Source organism: Bradyrhizobium oligotrophicum S58 (assembly GCF_000344805.1).
In the GTDB taxonomy this organism is placed as follows: domain Bacteria; phylum Pseudomonadota; class Alphaproteobacteria; order Rhizobiales; family Xanthobacteraceae; genus Bradyrhizobium; species Bradyrhizobium oligotrophicum.
The window spans coordinates 307,533-324,009 of record NC_020453.1; the positions used below are offsets into that span (position 1 = coordinate 307,533).

At 68.1% G+C, this 16,477-nt stretch carries 15 protein-coding genes and 1 tRNA gene; 6 read left to right on the forward strand and 10 right to left on the reverse strand.

Going from position 1 to position 16,477, the window contains the following annotated elements; genetic code table 11:
- Positions 1 to 28 precede the first annotated feature (28 nt).
- Positions 29 to 1,711: an MFS transporter gene (locus tag S58_RS01460; RefSeq protein WP_015663447.1), complete on the forward strand. Its 1,683-nt coding sequence runs from the start codon at positions 29 to 31 to the stop codon at positions 1,709 to 1,711.
- A gap of 76 nt (positions 1,712 to 1,787) precedes the next feature.
- Here the strand turns inward: S58_RS01460 and S58_RS01465 are convergent, their stop codons facing one another.
- The gene (locus S58_RS01465; protein ID WP_015663448.1) at positions 1,788 to 2,789 is read right to left on the reverse strand and encodes an NADP-dependent oxidoreductase; all 1,002 of its coding nucleotides are present in this window, start codon (positions 2,787 to 2,789) and stop codon (positions 1,788 to 1,790) included.
- Between the two features lie 146 nt (positions 2,790 to 2,935).
- Positions 2,936 to 3,523 (reverse strand): TetR/AcrR family transcriptional regulator, encoded by a 588-nt coding sequence (locus S58_RS01470; protein ID WP_015663449.1) that lies wholly within the window; start codon positions 3,521 to 3,523, stop codon positions 2,936 to 2,938.
- 110 nt (positions 3,524 to 3,633) lie between these two features.
- Here S58_RS01470 and S58_RS01475 point away from each other — a divergent pair, with 110 nt between their 5' ends.
- Positions 3,634 to 4,440, forward strand: a complete 807-nt coding sequence (locus S58_RS01475) for an oxidoreductase (protein WP_015663450.1) — start codon at positions 3,634 to 3,636, stop codon at positions 4,438 to 4,440.
- A gap of 75 nt (positions 4,441 to 4,515) precedes the next feature.
- Here S58_RS01475 and S58_RS01480 read toward each other — a convergent pair whose 3' ends face one another.
- A complete protein-coding gene (locus tag S58_RS01480) occupies positions 4,516 to 4,731 on the reverse strand; it encodes a hypothetical protein (protein ID WP_015663451.1) in 216 nt (71 codons plus the stop codon).
- A gap of 115 nt (positions 4,732 to 4,846) precedes the next feature.
- Positions 4,847 to 5,134 (reverse strand): hypothetical protein, encoded by a 288-nt coding sequence (locus tag S58_RS01485; protein WP_042338548.1) that lies wholly within the window; start codon positions 5,132 to 5,134, stop codon positions 4,847 to 4,849.
- 327 nt (positions 5,135 to 5,461) lie between these two features.
- Here S58_RS01485 and S58_RS01490 point away from each other — a divergent pair, with 327 nt between their 5' ends.
- On the forward strand, positions 5,462 to 6,508 hold the full coding sequence (locus S58_RS01490) for a polysaccharide deacetylase family protein (RefSeq protein WP_015663453.1): 1,047 nt from the start codon (positions 5,462 to 5,464) through the stop codon (positions 6,506 to 6,508).
- 77 nt (positions 6,509 to 6,585) lie between these two features.
- On the opposite strand, the gene S58_RS01495 is transcribed toward S58_RS01490, so the two are convergent.
- Positions 6,586 to 7,011, reverse strand: a complete 426-nt coding sequence (locus tag S58_RS01495) for a hypothetical protein (protein ID WP_015663454.1) — start codon at positions 7,009 to 7,011, stop codon at positions 6,586 to 6,588.
- Positions 7,012 to 7,440: 429 nt separating this feature from the next.
- Between S58_RS01495 and S58_RS01500 the strand changes: the two genes are divergently transcribed.
- On the forward strand, positions 7,441 to 8,019 hold the full coding sequence (locus S58_RS01500; RefSeq protein ID WP_015663455.1) for a hypothetical protein: 579 nt from the start codon (positions 7,441 to 7,443) through the stop codon (positions 8,017 to 8,019).
- 37 nt (positions 8,020 to 8,056) lie between these two features.
- Here S58_RS01500 and S58_RS01505 read toward each other — a convergent pair whose 3' ends face one another.
- The 5 genes from S58_RS01505 to S58_RS01525 all read right to left on the reverse strand — a co-directional run bounded on the left by S58_RS01505 (position 8,057) and on the right by S58_RS01525 (position 14,048).
- Complete coding sequence (locus S58_RS01505; RefSeq protein WP_015663456.1) at positions 8,057 to 9,460, reverse strand: GSCFA domain-containing protein; 1,404 nt, start codon at positions 9,458 to 9,460, stop codon at positions 8,057 to 8,059.
- A 334-nt stretch (positions 9,461 to 9,794) separates the two neighbouring features.
- Positions 9,795 to 9,870: transfer RNA gene (locus tag S58_RS01510), tRNA-Thr, on the reverse strand.
- A gap of 167 nt (positions 9,871 to 10,037) precedes the next feature.
- Positions 10,038 to 11,981, reverse strand: coding sequence for a heme biosynthesis protein HemY (locus S58_RS01515; RefSeq protein ID WP_015663457.1), 1,944 nt, complete (start codon positions 11,979 to 11,981; stop codon positions 10,038 to 10,040).
- A gap of 7 nt (positions 11,982 to 11,988) precedes the next feature.
- Positions 11,989 to 13,260 carry a COG4223 family protein gene (locus tag S58_RS01520; protein WP_015663458.1) on the reverse strand — a complete coding sequence of 424 codons (1,272 nt, stop codon included), beginning with the start codon at positions 13,258 to 13,260 and terminating at the stop codon, positions 11,989 to 11,991.
- 50 nt (positions 13,261 to 13,310) lie between these two features.
- Positions 13,311 to 14,048 (reverse strand): uroporphyrinogen-III synthase, encoded by a 738-nt coding sequence (locus tag S58_RS01525; RefSeq protein ID WP_015663459.1) that lies wholly within the window; start codon positions 14,046 to 14,048, stop codon positions 13,311 to 13,313.
- 140 nt (positions 14,049 to 14,188) lie between these two features.
- On the opposite strand from S58_RS01525, the gene tsaD reads away from it, so the two are divergent.
- Positions 14,189 to 15,256 (forward strand): tRNA (adenosine(37)-N6)-threonylcarbamoyltransferase complex transferase subunit TsaD, encoded by a 1,068-nt coding sequence (gene tsaD / locus S58_RS01530; protein WP_144058464.1) that lies wholly within the window; start codon positions 14,189 to 14,191, stop codon positions 15,254 to 15,256.
- 215 nt (positions 15,257 to 15,471) lie between these two features.
- A complete protein-coding gene (locus S58_RS01535; RefSeq protein ID WP_015663461.1) occupies positions 15,472 to 16,452 on the forward strand; it encodes an NAD(P)H-dependent glycerol-3-phosphate dehydrogenase in 981 nt (326 codons plus the stop codon).
- Positions 16,453 to 16,477: the final 25 nt, after the last annotated feature.

A 16,477-nucleotide genomic window follows, 5' to 3' on the forward strand; every position in this document is an offset into this window, starting at 1 on the left:
GGCAATTTGGCGACGTGGACGGACCCGCATGAATGCGCCGCAGAAACGTGAGCTGTTCGCGGCCGAGAGCATTGCCGCGCCGCTGCGATACGCGGTGTTCCGCCGCATCTGGCTGGCGAGCCTGCTGTCGAATCTGGGCCTGCTGATCCAGGCCGTCGGCGCGGCCTGGGCGATGACGCAGATGACGTCCTCGGCCGACAAGGTGGCGCTGGTGCAGACCGCCTTGATGCTGCCGGTGATGTTCATCTCGATGCCGGCGGGCGCCATCGCCGACATGTATGACCGGCGCATCGTTGCACTGGTTGCGCTGGCGGTGGCGCTCGGCGGCGCCACCCTCCTGACGGGGCTGGCGTGGTACGGGCTGGTGACGCCGGAGCGCCTGCTGGCGCTGTGCTTCGTCATCGGCAGCGGCATGGCGCTGATGGGGCCGGCGTGGCAGTCCTCGGTCAGCGAGCAGGTGCCTCAGGAAACGCTGCCCGCCGCGGTGGCGCTGAACGGCATCAGCTACAACATCGCCCGCAGCTTCGGACCCGCGATCGGCGGTGTCGTCGTTGCCGCCGCCGGCGCGGTCGCGGCATTCGCAGCGAATGCGCTGCTATACCTGCCGCTGCTGGCGGCGCTGTTCCTGTGGCGGCGCGTCATCGAGCCGAGCCGCCTGCCGCGCGAGCCGCTCAACCGCGCCATCGTCTCCGGCGTGCGCTACATCATCCATTCGCCGTCGATCCGGATCGTGCTGATCCGCACGCTCGTCACCGGCATCATCGGCGGCGCGATCTCGGCGCTGATGCCGCTGGTCGCGCGCGACCTGCTGCATGGCGGCGCACAGACCTACGGCATCATGCTGGGTGCGTTCGGCATGGGCGCGGTGGTCGGCGCGCTCAACATCGGCGAGATCAGGAAGCGGCTGTCAGGTGAGGCCGCGATCCGCACCTGCGCGCTCACCCTGGGCGCCGCGACGGCGGCGGTGGGGCTCAGCACGGAGCCGGTGCTGACGGCCGCAGCGCTCGTCATCGCCGGCGCGGTGTGGATGCTCGCGGTGGCGCTGTTCAACATCGGCGTGCAGCTGTCGGCGCCGCGCTGGGTGGCAGGCCGCGCGCTCGCGGCATTCCAGGCCTCGATCTCCGGCGGCATTGCGATCGGCAGCTGGGGCTGGGGCCGGCTCACCGACGCCGCCGGCGTCGAGGTCGCGCTGCTGGTCTCGGGCGGGTTGATGATGGTCTCGCCGCTGCTCGGATTGTGGTTGCGGATGCCGCCGATCGGCGCCCGCAACGAGGACGGCGAGACCTTGGCCGATCCCGAGGTGCAGCTCGAGCTGACGCCGCGCTCGGGCCCGCTGGTGGTCGAGATCGAGTACCGCGTCGCCGAGGACAATGCACGCGCCTTCCATGATCTGATGCAGGACGTGCAGCTCAGCCGCCAGCGCAACGGCGCCTATGGCTGGTCGATCGCGCGCGACATCGCCGATCCCGAATTATGGACCGAGCGCTATCACTGTCCGACCTGGATCGACTATCTGCGCCAGCGCAACCGCTCGACCCGCGCCGAGCGCGAGCTGCACAAGCGTGCGATCGATTTCCACATCGGGACCGAACCGGTGCGCATCCGCCGCATGCTGGAGCGGCCGTTCGGCTCGGTTCGCGCCAAGGAGGATGTCGACCGGACCACGGAGAACGCGCCGGCCGTTGCAACGGGTGCCCGCAGCGGGCCTTAGAATGGCGCGGGCAAGCGCAGCCTTCGCAACGTATGCCCGCTGTAGGATGCTGCTCTCAGCTGCAATCAAGAACCCGCTACTGCACCTTGATTACGACCTTGCCCTTCGCACGGCCAGTCTCGACATAGGCTAGCGCCTCGGGCGTCTGGGCGAAGGGGAATATCCTGTCGACGACGGGGCGTATCGCGCCGCTATCGATCAACCCGGCGATCTGCTCGAGTTGCCGGCCATCGGCGTGCATGAACAGGAAGGAATAATCAACGCCGAGGCGCTTGGCCTGCTTGCGCACGCTGCGGCTCAACAGCCGGATAACAAGCTTCAGAACGGCGTTCAGCCCGAGAGCCGTGGCAAAGGCCGGATCGGGCGGCCCCGAAATTGAGACGAGGCGACCGCCCGGCTTCAGGACGTTCAGGGATTTCGCAAGCGTCTTCGGATCCTGGCTGTGCAGCACGACGTCGTAGCCGGAGAAAATTTTCTCGAAGTCCTGGGTCGTGTAGTCGATCACCACATCGGCGCCGAGGCTTTTGACGAGAGCGGCGTTCTTCGCACTAGTCGTCGTCGCGGCCGTCGCCCCCAGATGCTTGGCAAGCTGGATCGCGATCGTACCGACGCCGCCGGAGCCTGCCTGAATGAAGACCTTCTCGCCCGGCTTCACCTTTGCGACATCGACCAGAGCCTGCCACGCCGTCAGCGCGACCAGCGGCACGGACGACGCCTCTTCCATCGTCAGTGTGCGGGGCTTGAGTGCGACATCGTCTTGGTGGATGGCGATCAATTCCGCGAAGGTGCCAATGCGGTGATCTCTTGGCCGGGCATAGATCTCGTCGCCGACCTTGAAGCGGCTGACACCAGGGCCGACCTTGACGACGGTCCCGGCCACGTCGTGACCCAGCACGAAGGGCGGACGGTAGGGCAGGAAGATCTTGAACTCGCCGTCCCTGACCTTCGAGTCGATCAGGTTCACGGCCGAGGCATGAACGCGAATGAGGACGTCGGCGTTCTGAACCTGCGGATCGGGCCGTTCGGCGAGGCGTAGCGGGCCCTTCTTCTGGTACTTCTCGACGACATAGGCTTTCACTGGGAATCTCCGGGTCTGAGTTGCTTGTCTGGCAAGGTGTTGCTCTCGCCGTGCGATCTGCACGGATTCAGGTTGGGTCGACGCCGATGCCGCCCGCCGCGTGTGACATCAGCCGGACGCGCAAAAGGCGCGCCTCGGGTGTTCATTCAGGCTGAGGAGGCTGGCGCGCGCGCAAGGCCAGCCAGGGTGCGGATCGCGGTCTTTCCACTCCGCAGGACGCGGCTCGACGTCTCCTGATCGACTGCGCGTGCCAGCTGGAGCGTCCCGATCAGGGTCGCAAAGATCGCGCAGGCCACATCTTCCCGCGCTTCGACGTCCGCCGGAAGTGCTTCTGCGAGCTGCAGCACAAGGGTGCGCGACTGCTCGGCATACATGCCGCGCGTCTCTTCGGGCTGCCGCGCAAGCTCCGGCAGCAGCGCCGCGGAGGCGCAGCCCTGTCCCGGATGGTCCCGGTGCTCAGGCGACAGGTAGATGTCGATCAAGCGATCGAGCCCTCCTTCGTCCAGCACCTCGCGCAGCCATACGGCCTGCCTGCTCAGGGCGTCCGAAATCGTTTCCCGGACGAGATCGGCCTTCGAAGGGAAGTGGGGATAGAAGGCGCCGTTCGTCAGGCCGGCATCCTTCATGATCGTCGCAAGACCCGAGCCCGCAATTCCGTCCGTGCGGAAGCGCTCGACGGCAACGTCCATGATCCTGCGGCGCGACGTGTCCTTTCGTCCCTTTTCGTATCGCATGAAGCCTTCGCCCGAATCCCTATTGCATTACGATCATAATATCACTAAACGATCATAATGCAACCCTGTCTCGGGCGTGGAGTCCGAGACGTTTACGTGAGGGAAAAGACATGGCCGCCGTTAGAACTGCGATCGTGACCGGGGCATCCTCCGGCATCGGCTACGCTACCGCCGAAGGTCTTGCCCACGCGGGATTCACCGTGTTCGGAACGAGCCGGAAAATCGCCAATGACGGCCCCAAGGGCGTCACGATGCTGGCATGTGACGTCACTGAAGAGGCGTCCGTCTCCGCGCTGGTCGCGGACGTCGTCTCGCGGGCGGGGAAGATCGATCTCCTCGTCAACAATGCCGGCATCGGCATGTTCGGCGGCGCGGAAGAGTCCTCGATCCCGCAGTCGCAGGCGCTCTTCGACGTCAATGTTTTCGGCGTCATGCGGATGACGAATGCCGTTCTGCCGGTGATGAAACGCCAAGGCGGCGGCCGCATTCTCAACATCGGCTCCATCCTCGGCGTCATCCCGGCGCCGTACTCGGCGCATTACTCGGCCGCCAAGCATGCGATCGAGGGTTATTCGGAATCGCTCGACCACGAGGTCCGAGCCTTCAATGTCCGCGTTTCCGTCATCGAACCGGCCTATGTCCGCACCGTTTTCGATCAGAACGGCATGGAGCCCGACCAGCAGAAAGCCGAATACGATCAGCCGCGCACGGCGGTCGCGGCGCTGCTAAGGGATGTCATGCCCAAGGCCGACCTGCCGGATGTCGTCGTGAAGGTGATCATCAAGGCGGTGAACGATCAGGCCCCGCGCCGGCGCTACACCGCCGGCAATGCGGCGCGCATGGTGAGTCTGCTGCGCCGGTTCGCGACCGCCGGATTGTTCGACAAGACCCTGCGCAAGCAGTTCCGTCTCGCGTAGTCAGACGCTTCCGACCGCCTCCAGGCGGGCCACATCAGTTCGCGACGAATTGCTGTCCGTGCCGCGGCCCGAACCTTACTGCCCGTGCTCGGTCAGCACCTTTTCGCAAGCCTTCGACAGCTTGGCACGGTGCTCCTTGAGGCAGGCCAGCACGGCCTGATCGCCGTTATTCATCACGGCGCGGCAGTGGCGGGAGACGTCGCGTGCGCACGCGTCCTGCCCGGGCTGCTGCTGGGCTGAGGCGGTCGATGCGATCAGGACCAAGGGGATGATCAGTGAGAGTTTGTTCATGACTGGCGCCTCGCTCCCGGGATTGAAGGTTTGGCGGCGCTTTTAGTGGTCACAACCGGGCCTCGCAAGCGCCTCGGCCGCAGCCGGGGCGCGCAGGCAGGAGCCGGAAGCATTCTCAATTGGCGTCGTTGGCCTCGGCGACCTTGCCGCCGCGCTTGGAGACCTCGCGGTCGAGCACGGTGCGGCAGCCGGAGCTCAGCGACGAGCGGTTCTTGATCATGCAGGCGGTGACCGCCGGGATGTTGGGAATCTCGCTGCTGCACAGGCGGAATGCATCGCCGGTGCACATCTGCTGCGCCTCGGCGCTGAAGGCGAAGCTCGCGCTGGACGTGAAGGTCGAGACCGCGGCGATGCCGACGGCGGTCAGCGCGGCCTTGCGCAGGAGATTGAAGGACTTCGTCATGGCTGGCTCCCATTGGCTCCGCGTGATCGCGGGCCCCGTGTTCAATGCGCCCATCATGGCCTGATCCCTCCCTAGCAACCGTGATGCGGGTCACGCCAGATCGGGCCATTCAATCCCGGCCGGCGCCTGGAGCAGGGCATTGGGCGCGGCGAGATGTCGCTCCGGTGAAATCCCGGTTCGGCGCGCGCATCGTCCTGGAAACCTTCGCCGATCTGATCGCTGTTGGGACCGCGTTAACGATTCGTTGGCACTAATGGAAGCTGATTGAAGGGGCGGACGGCCGTTGCGTCCGCCATCCTGTGTCTCGCGTTTTCGGGAAGAGTAACCATGCGTAATGCGTTAGGCTTGCTGTTGGCCACCGTCGTCGCGGCGCTGGCGATCACCGGTGTGTGGTATTGGGTTTCGAAGCCGAGCGCCGCCAAGGCCGCCGCGCAGAGCGCACAGGCGAAGCCGTCTGAGATCGCCCCGCCGCCGCCCGCCAGGGTCGCCGCCAAGGCATCATCCAAGGACGAGGTCGAATATACCGGTACCGTGCAGGCGCGGCCGGCCGCGGCCCCCCAGGCTCCCGTGCTGCCGAAATCGACCTGCGCCAATCCGGACGCGCTCGGCATTTCCCGCACCGTCGTGGTCGACACGTCAGGTGGTCCCGGCTTCGGCCTCGACCATTTCAAGCAGTTCGACTTCCTCGCCGACCGCGAGGTGGTGCTGACCTTCGATGACGGTCCGTGGCCGGTCAACACGCCGGCGGTGCTGAAGGCGCTGGCCGACGAATGCACCACCGGGATCTTCTTCTCGATCGGCAAGCACGCGACCTATCATCCGGAGATCCTGCGCCAGGTGCTGGCGGCCGGGCACGTCGTCGGTGTGCACACCTGGTCGCACGCCAATCTCAACGGCAAGAAGATGACGGACGAAACGGCGAAGGAGGAGCTCGAGAAGGGCTTCAGCGCCGTCAAGTTCGCGCTCGGCACCAACCCGGCGCCGTTCTTCCGCTTCCCGCAATTGCAGCATCGGCCGTCGGCGGTGGCCTATCTCGGCAACCGCAACATCGCGATGTTCTCCTGCGACGTCGACAGCTTCGACTTCCGCTCCAAGGATGCCGATCAGGTCGTCAACACGGTGATGACCGGGCTCGACAAGAAGGGCAAGGGCATCATCCTGATGCACGACTTCCAGAAGAACACGGCGCTGGCGCTGCCGACCTTGCTGCGGCGGCTCAAGGCCGGCGGCTACAAGGTGGTCGCGATGAGGCCGAAGGGCACGCTCGACACGCTGCCGGAATATGACGCGATGATCGGCCAGGATCCGAAGCTGCCGACGACGATGACCAACGCACGACCGATCTCCAGCGTGATCCAGACCATCTCGCAGTGACGCCTCTTACTGCACGAAGTTGCGCAAAGGCCGGGCGCTCGCCCGGCCTTTTTTCGTTGTCGGCCGCTGCCGAGGGCTCACCAATAGATGCCGTGGCGGTGCAGCTCGCGAACGATGCGGGCTTCGGTCCAGCTCTTGCCGCGGGACTTGCCAGCGCGCGCCGACTTCGAGCGTCGCGATGATGTCTGCGCCGAGGGTGTCGGCTCTTGCGCGGGTGCCGCAGCGCTGGCGGCGGGCGGTGCCGCGGCCGGGGTGTTCGCCACCGGCGCAGCGGCGGCCGGCGCGGTTTGCGCAACCGGCGCAGCGGGCGGCACCGGAGCGGCTACCGTCGGCACCGGAGCCGGCGTCACCGTGACTTCGCCGGCCTGCTGGACGTAGCTCGGGCGCGGCGCCGGCGCGGCGCCGTCGCTCGATGACAGTGACAGGCTGCGTGTTCCCTCGGCCTGTGCGGCGGTGACGGATGCGAGCGCCATCGCTCCGATCAGGATCATCTTGCGCATCATGAAAGCTCCCCTTGTTGACTGCGGGGAGGTTTAGGGGCGCCCGCGCGTTTGCGGTGTGATCCCGGTCACGCTTGGCCTGCAAGCCTGAATTGAGCTGGACGTGCCGGCACGCGACGGCGGCACCAGGCACCATTTTTCTCAGAACCTTTTCGTGGGTGCAGCGACTTCCGTTCAGGACGAGAGGAGCTCGGGGGGAGCCCGTCGGACATCCCACAATCGATCGACTGCAGCACCGCCGCGCCGGCCGCTCGGCGATTCAGCTCAGCCCCGGCCTGCTACCACATTACCGTCATGACGAGGTGTTCCCTATTGCGGGAACGACCCAAGGTTGAGGTATGATTGTATGCATATGTACTGTTCGTTGGTGCTGTTCAGAAAGTTCGCCGAATCCGATACGAACAATGATCGTTTCGGGGGAAGGATGGGCGCATGCGCCGGGTGATCGTTGCGATGGTGCTGTCCGCCCTGGGAATGCTGGCCTGCAATGGGCAGGTGCGGGCACAGGGCGGTGAGAACGACGTCGAGGAAATCTATCTGGCGCGCTCCGTGCGCCATGGCCGCGTCGTCCCGTCGGATTTCTGCGCGCCGACCAAGACGGGCTTCGCGCCGGCGCTGGAGGATCAGCTCTCGATCCACTCCGTGAGCGTCCGTCCGGCCGACGGCCGCATGACCGACACCAACGCCAAGAGCATCGGCGAGATGCGGGTGTGCATTGGCCAGGCCATGGATCCGACCCTGCTCGGCACCTACACCGAAGGCCAGTTCAACGGCATCGCGTTCACCGGCATCGGTGATTGCCGGCTGGTGCGGGGCAATCTGCCGGAGGAAGGCCTCCTCACCCACCGCTGCTTCCTGGCGCTGTCGGGCTTGCCGGAGCCCTATGTCGGCGGCTTCCTGATCTCCAGCTCACTGTATTCGAAGACGCCGTTCGGACCTGAGAGCTCGCCGCCGGGCTATGCCCAGGCCGGCATCCTGATCATCCGCCTCTGGAAGAAACGGCTGCCCTGAGGCAGCCGCTGCGCATGGTCGTCCGTTGGACGCGCGGTCAGGCCGGCGAGAAGGTCTGGACGAAGGCGCGCACGGTCGCCGACACCTTGTCCTCCGAGACATGCCATGCGGCGCCGTCATCGGCCGCAAAGAAGCTCGAGGCGTTGGAGCCGGCCCAGCGGAACACCTCGAACGACGGCCAGTACCAGATGTTCTCGAGGTTCGAATTGTTGACCACCTCGTGCGCCACCAGCCGCATCGTGCTCTTCGACAGGCAGTCGGCCTGCACCACCGATTCATATTCGAACGAGGTCAGCAGCGGCACCGGCGATACCGTGACGATCACCTTGATCCCGGGTGAGATGCTGCGGACGAAGTTGATCAGATAGAGCACGTTGTCGACGTTCTCCTGCACGCTCGCGGTGCGGAACTTGTACTTCTCGGCCAGCGCCCTGGAGTTCAGCGCGCTCGGCCGTGGCAGCACGAAGGCGCCGGTCTCGCGGTCGAAGAACGCCGCGGCGACGCCGAGCGTCAGGATGAAGACATTGGCCTGCCTGATGACCGAAAGCGTGTTCGCCTTGCTGGAGCCGGGCGGCAGCAGCTCGACGATGCGATCGCGGATCTCCGGATCGATCGTGGCATCGCGCAGCCAGTCCACGAACACGCGATTGGCGAAGGTCGTGTTGATGTACTCCGAGATCTCCATGTGGTGGCTGGCATAGCCGCTGTCGGTGAGGCTCTTGGAGAGGTTGCGCGCGAAGCACGAGCCCATCGTGAAGAAGCGCGTGCTCTTGTCGACGAATTTGGGCGCGGCGGCGAGGTTGACCGCGATGTGGTTGGTGATCAGCGTCTGCAGGTCGCCGAGGAAGTCCTTGGTCTCCGGATAGCGGCCGACCTTGGCGCGGCCCTTGACGTCCCTGGCCTTGCCTTTCTTGACGTTCGATCGCGCGAGCTCCAGCGTCTCGCGGTTGATCGGGTTGTCATAGGCGGGGTCGAGCTTGATCGTCTTCTCCAGCGCGGCCACCGCCTCCTCGAACTCGTTGTTCTGGGTCAGGATCTCGCTGAGAGAGAAGTAGTCGGCGGCCAGATTGGAGGCGCGGGCGAGCTTGCGGAACAGCTCCATCGAGCGCGTGAACGGACCGACATGGCTGCAGCGGACCGCCGCGTTGCGGATCAGGTGCAGGTTGCCTTCGCTCGGCTCGTTGAAGATCTCCGGATGCTCGTCGAGAATCGCCAGCAGCATGTCGCGCGCCTCGGCGCGCTTCTTGTGCGAGCCGTCGTCGATCAGCTGCGCATAGATGAAGCGGGCGTTGATGTCCGTGGGGTCGAGCTCGAGCAGCTTCTGGAAGGCGAGCTGCGCGCTGACGAAGTCCTTGTCCTCGATGTATTTGTAGGCGAGCGTCCTGATCTGGCCGACGATGGATTGGAACTGGGTGTGATTGTCGAGGGCAGTGGTGCTCATATCGCGGGTTCGCCTTTGTCTCTTGTTGCGTTTCCAAGAGCTGCGCACTGCCGATTTCAGGGCGCGAAGCATCGCTCACGCGGACACGGCAGCCCGCGCGTGAGACATCTCGACCATGACAACTGGATACTGATCGCCACCGGCCCAGCCGCTGGCGTACGCCTCGGCGCAGCCGACAATCGCGGTGACGCGGAAAGGGAAACCCGCCCGAATCGCCGCCTGCTGCCTGCGCGTGCAAGCGCATGCAGTTCGCGGGACACGATGGTGGCGACGAGGTTAACCGGTTATTAACCCGGGGACCCGGGCGGTTACGGGCGGGAAACTACGGGGAGGCTGGTGCCGCAAGAGGGACTCGAACCCCCGACCCCGTCATTACGAATGACGTGCTCTACCAGCTGAGCTATTGCGGCGAACCAAAGCAGCGGCCACCCGGCGGAACGCCGGTGGACGCGAATGCGCTCCTGATATCGGGCGGACGGCCCGTTGGCAAGAACAACGCGGAGGGCGGTCACGTCCGCCGCGGGTGATTTGACGGGCAGGGCGGCCGGACGCCGCCCAAAGCCCACGCCGGCTGCATTCAGCCGCCGAAGCGCTGCCAGAACCCGCGCCAGCCGCCGGCCTGGGCCTTGGGCGCGATCTGCTCGGCGAACTCGTCGCGCGGCTGGTCCTCGTCGTCGACACCAGGATCGTCCGGCGGCCGCATGATCGGGACGATCGCCTGGATCGGCGTCTCCGGCGGCTTGGCCAGATCGGTGCGGTTCCGGAACAGCGGTGTCGGTGCGGTGGCGGCGGTTTCGGCCGGCTTGGCAGTCACGGCCACCGTGTCGATCTCCTCGACCGGGTCAGCGTCCGCTTCGGCCTCGCTCGGCGCGGCCGCCTGCAACGGCGGCGCCGGCTCGGCGGCGGGCGGGCTGGGGGTGACGGCCGTCACCTCGATCAACCCGTTGGTCGTCTCGACCAACCGGCTATCCCCAACCTTCTCAACAGGGATATCCACCGGCCTGTCGACAGGGTTGTCCACGGGATCTTCGACAGCCTTGTCGAGCGTCGGCTCGGGTGTCGTGGCCTCGGCGGGCCGTTGCGGAACGTTGTCCTGCAGGGTCGGCGCGATTACCACCGGCGCGGCCGCGACCTCACGCGGCGGCTCGACCAGACCGTCGGGAATGGCCGGGCGGCCCGGCGGCGCCAGCACGGCCTCGGCGAATTCCGAGCTTTCGATCACGCTGTTGCGCTCCGAGGGCAGGCTCGCCACCGGCGTCTGCCATTGGAACGCGTCGAGCCGCCCGGTGACCGGCGAGATCGGCCGCCAATGGTCGCTGACATAGCCGTCCGCGGTCCAGGCGGGGTCGTGGCGGGCACGCACCGCGCGCAGGGTCCATTCGCGCGCCTTGCCGGCGTCGCCATGCTCGGTGCGCTCCAGCTCGGCCATCAGCATCGCCACGCGCTGGGTCGGATCGTCGGTGAACGGCGCCAGCGCCGCGCGGGCCCGGGCGTACTCGGCGGCATCGATCGCCGCGCGCGCCAATGCGAGCGCGCCTTCGACGTGCCCCGGCGTGCGCGCCGCCAGGTTCTCGATCCGCGACAGCCGCTGCGTTGCCGAATCGCCGAGCCGCACATGGGCGTAGGCGTCGGCGAGGTCCGGGTGGGGGCAGGCGGCCCAGGCGGCCTCGATGATCTTCATCGCGCGCCGCACCTGGTGCGCCTCGCTCTCGAACTTGGCCGCCAGCACCGCGGCGGGCACCAAGGTCGGCGCCAGCTTCACCGCCTCCATCGCGCTGGACCGCGCGAGGTCGCGGTTCTCGGTCTCGAGCGCAATGGCGCGCGCGGTCAGCAGCACGCCGCGCTGGCGGCGGTAAGCCGGCTTGTCGATCATGCCGGCGGTGTAGTTGCCGTCGAGGATCGCCAGCGCGCCGTTCCAGTCGGCCTGCGCGCAGCGGAAGCCGAGCACGGCATGCGAGGCCCAGGTGGCGTTGGGCGCGAGCCTGAGCGCCTCGTCGGCGATCATCACCGCGGCGTAGGCGTCGTCGGCGCGCTGCGCCTCGATGAACAGGCCGCGCAGGCCGAGCAGGCGGGTGTCGTGACGCTCGGCCATGGCGCGGAACGCGCGTCGGGCGCCGTCGCGGTCGCCTTCGAGCTGCGCCGCCTGGGCGTGCAGCAGCAAGGTCAGCGGATCGTCGCCGGCGAGCCGCTTCGCCGTGTCGGCATGCTGGCGCGCCGCGGTCGAATCGCCGTGGCCGATCGCGAGCAGGCCATGGGTGATGGCGTGCCGCCCGCGCTGGTGGCGGCGGGCGCGGTGACCTCTGCGGATGCGGCCGGGAGCCCGCAGCAGCGCGCTGATCAGGTTCCACACCAGCACGCAGGCGGCGATGGTGAGGCCGAGGGCCAGCACGAACACCGGCAGCGTCATCGCGATGCGCCAGGGGCCCCAGTTCAAGACGACGTCGCCGGTCTGCTCGGCGACCCAGGCCGAGCCCGCAGCAGCGAGTCCGACCAGGATGAGGAAAATGACGATCCGGAACATGGGCGTCCTATTGCGCGGGTTTGGCGAGCGCGGTCATCGCGTCGTCGGCAAATTTGCGGGCGGCGGCCAGCGCGGCGTCGCGGGCGTCGGCCTTTTCGAGCCAGTCCTTGGCGGGGGCGCTGTCTTCGGGCGAAAGCCCCTTCAGCTCGCGCCGCGCCTCGGCCGAATCATTGCGCAGCGCCGCTGCGGTGACCCGCGCCACCACGGCGCCGCGGTCGGTGCCGGTGCGGTCGGTGCGCTCGACCTTGACCAGGCGGGCGGCGCCGGCCGAGAGCTTGTCGACGATCGAGGTCCCGGTGGTGCCCTCGGGCGGGGGCGGCGTCAGCCTGGGCACGATCGTGAGCAGGTCGCGGCTGAGCGCGGCCGGGCTCGGCACGCCGGTCGCAGCGAACGTGTCCAGCGGCTTCAGTGCGGCCGCATCGGGTGCCAGCGACTTCGCGGTCGAGAGCGCGGCGGCGTAGGGATCGCCGTGACGGACGGCGACGTCGAGCAGCGTGGCCGCGACCACGCGGCGCAGCGGTGCGTCGTCGGCCGGCTTGGCATCGGCGATCTTCTGGCTCTCCAGCGCCGCGCTTTGGCTCCGGCTCGCTCGCTCCAGCGCATCAATGCGCGCAGTGAGGCCGGACAGATCGACCGTCGCAGGTGCGGGCAGCGGCGCCGAGCCGTCACGCGGCTGCGCCTTGACGTCGTTGAGGGCCGCGACCGTCTTGTCGTTCTGGCTGCGCAAGGCGGCGATGTCGCCGCGCACGGCCGCCAGCGCCTTGTCGACCGCGTCGACGCGGCCGGCCATGGCCGTGTCCGGCTTGCCGACGCGCTGCTCAAGGGCGGCGACGCGCGTGGTGAGCTCGTCCATCGCCGTGGCCTGGGGCGAAACCGCCGATGGCGGCTGCACGGGCGGCCAACCCAGCATCCAGCCGACGCCGATCACCAGCGCGGCCGCAGCCGCGCCGGAGAACGGCGCGATGATCCAGGGCGACACCGGCCGCGGCCGGGGTGGCGGATCCAGGCGCGGCGGCGCAGCCGCGGCGATGGTCTCCTCGACCTCGGGAGTCGGCTCCGGCTCCCCATGCGGATGCGTGTCGGCGGCGGCGTCGGAGGACCCTTCGGCGATCGCCTCGGCCGGGGCGGACCACGGCGATGCGCTCGGCCGGTCTGCCGCGCTCTCGGCAGCGGCGGGGCGCTCCTCGCGTGAGGTCGGCGCGAGGTCGATGGTCGGCGGCGGCCGTTTCGGCCGCCCGGTCTCGGAGCCCGGTGCGGCGGTGTCGGTATCATCGACCATGGTGGAAGTTCCCTGGCTGAGGAAGGATTGGGCAGGCCCTCTTACGCCATTCAGGATCGCAACGCACGAGTGAGCCCCTCCAGCATGTCTTTTTCATCCGGATGCGCTGAGATCGTGACCTGCGTCGCGCCGGCCTCCCGCAGCACCTCGGCGACATTGGCCGACAGGCAGCAATGCGGCACCGCCAGCGCCGAGATTTCGACGCCGTCAGCCCTGATCGCCGACACGAACGCCGCGGCACTTCGCCGCGAATAATGCAGCACCGCTTCGATCCCGTTCGCCGCGAATGCGTCGCAGGCCTCGCGCGGCAGTGCCGTCACCTGCGCCATGCGGTAGACGGTCTGCGTGACCACGTCGAAGCCGCGCTCGGCGAGCTCGGAGGCAAGATCGCGCGAGATGTCGGCACCGGCGAGATAGAGCAGGGTCGTGCGTGCACCGGTGAGCCCGGTCGTCACCCGCTCCGCCACCAGTGCGCGCAACGCGTCGGCGCCGCCATCGGCCGACATCACATTTGTGAAACCAGCCGCGCGCGCCGCGTCTGCGGTGGCGCCGCCGACCGCAAACAGCGGTCGTTGCAACAATGGTGAGCCGGCGAGCTGCGGCGCCGCCGCGCGCAACGCGTTCGATGACGTGACGATGACGGCTGCAGCGTCGCGGCCTGCGTCCGCCGGCAGCGCGACCGGTTCGAAGCGCAGCATCGGCGCCAGCAGCACGTCGAAGCCGCGCGCACGGAGAGCGCCGGCGGTGCGTTCATTGTCGGGAGCGGGACGGGTCACCAGCACGGCCATGTGCTATGCTCCCGTCGAATACGGATCGGCCGGGCTGCAACGGACGGACGATTGCACCTGGCGACCTCGTGGTGTTAGGCGGTTCTGCGCACTCATAATGACCAAAAGGGTTGAGATTGGGTAACGATTCGACAACGCTGGTGCTCGGCATCGAGACCACCTGCGACGAGACCGCCGCGGCCGTGGTCTCCCGTGATTCGGACGGCAAGGGGACGATCCTCGCCAACGTGGTGCGCTCGCAGACCGACGAGCACGCCGTCTATGGCGGCGTGGTTCCCGAGATCGCCGCGCGCGCCCATGTCGACATGCTCGATCATCTCATCGACGCCGCGATGCGCGAAGCCGGCATCGACTACGCCGAGCTCAGCGGTGTGGCGGCGGCAGCGGGTCCCGGCCTGATCGGCGGCGTCATCGTCGGCCTCACCACGGCGAAGGCGATCGCGATGGTGCACGACACCCCGCTGATCGCGGTCAACCATCTCGAGGCGCATGCGCTAACGCCGCGCCTCACCGATGCAATCGACTTCCCCTATTGCCTGTTCCTGGCCTCCGGCGGCCACACCCAGATCGTCGCCGTCGCCGGCGTCGGCGACTACATCCGGCTCGGCACCACCGTCGACGACGCCATGGGCGAGGCGTTCGACAAGGTCGCCAAGATGCTGGGCCTGCCCTATCCGGGCGGCCCGCAGGTTGAGCAGGCCGCACGCAGCGGCGACGCGGCGCGTTTCGCCTTCCCGCGCCCGATGCAGGGGCGAGCCGATGCCAATTTCTCGCTGTCCGGCCTGAAGACGGCCGTGCGCAACGAGATCGCCCGGCTCGACGGCATCAGCGAGCAGGACGTCGCCGATCTCTGCGCCAGCTTCCAGGCGGCGGTGCTGGATTCGACTGCGGATCGTCTTCGTGTCGGCCTCGATCTGTTCAAGCAGCGCTTCGGCGCCCCGACCGCGCTGGTCGCCGCCGGCGGCGTCGCCGCCAACCAGGCGATCCGCGGTGCGCTCGATGACGTGGCGAAGAACGCCGGCACCCGGCTGATCATGCCGCCGCCGGCGCTGTGCACCGACAATGGCGCGATGATCGCATGGGCCGGCCTGGAGCGCCTCGCCCTCGGCATGGTCGACGGCATGGACGCCGCGCCGCGCGCCCGCTGGCTGCTGGATGCGAACGCCAGCGTGCCGGGCAAGTTCGCGAATACGCGCGCGGGGTTTTGAGCGGTGATGGAATCGCTTTCTCATTCCGCACGAAGCGGCTGGATGGACCTCGGGTGTGATGTGGCAAGCTCCTGCCGCACCCGCGGTGCGCCCCCCTCCCCCTTGCGAGGAGGGGTCGGGGGTGGGGGTAGCCCCACAAAAAGTCTCGCCCGTGGCACCCCCCACCCCAACCCTCCCCCGCAAGGGGGGAGGGAGCGCAGCTGAGCGAGTGGCGAATGTCCCACTTCCAGACGATCGCCATCATCGGCGCCGGTGCGTGGGGCACCGCGCTCGCCGCTGTGGCTGCGCGCGCTGGCCGTGACGTCACGCTTTACGCGCGCGATGCCGACCACGCGGCGCGGATTGCAGCCGCGCGCGAAAATCCGCGCCTGCCCGGCATTCCGCTGGCCGACAGCATCGCCGTCACCGCAGATCTCGCCCAGGCCGCCGGCGCCGACGCCATGCTGATCGTCGTCCCCGCGCAGCACCTGCGCGGCGCGGTCATGCATCTGGCGCCGCTGCTCGCGCACGGCACGCCGCTCGTCGCCTGCGCCAAGGGCATCGAGCACGGCACGCACAAATTCATGACCGAGGTCATCGCTGAGGCCGCGCCGCAGGTCCGGGCGGCGATCCTGTCCGGCCCGAGCTTCGCCGACGACGTCGCGCGTGGTCTGCCCACGGCGGTGACGCTCGCCGCGCCCGACGAGGCACTCGCCGCTGCGCTGGTGCAGGCGCTGGGCTCAGCGACCTTCCGGCCCTATCACTCGACCGACGTGCGCGGTGTCGAAATCGGCGGAGCCGCCAAGAACGTGCTGGCGATCGCCGCCGGCATCGTCGCCGGCCGCAATCTCGGCGCCTCGGCGCTCGCCGCACTGACGACGCGCGGCTTTGCCGAACTCGTGCGGCTCGGCCGCGCCTTTGGCGCCCGTGGCGAGACCCTGACCGGCCTGTCCGGACTCGGCGACCTGATCCTGTCCTGCGCCGGCCCACAGTCGCGCAACTTCGCCGCCGGCCTCGCGCTCGGCCGCGGCGAGCCGCTCCCGGCCGGCAAGCTCGCCGAAGGGCAATACACCGCGCCGGTGCTGGTCGAGCTCGCGACGTCCCGCGGCGTCGAGATGCCGGTGGCGCAGGCCGTCGCCGCGATCCTGTCGGGCGCGCTGACCATCGACGCCGCGATCGAGACGCTGATGATGCGGCCGTTCAAGGCCGAGGAGTAGGCGGCCTTCACGGCACCGGCAGGTT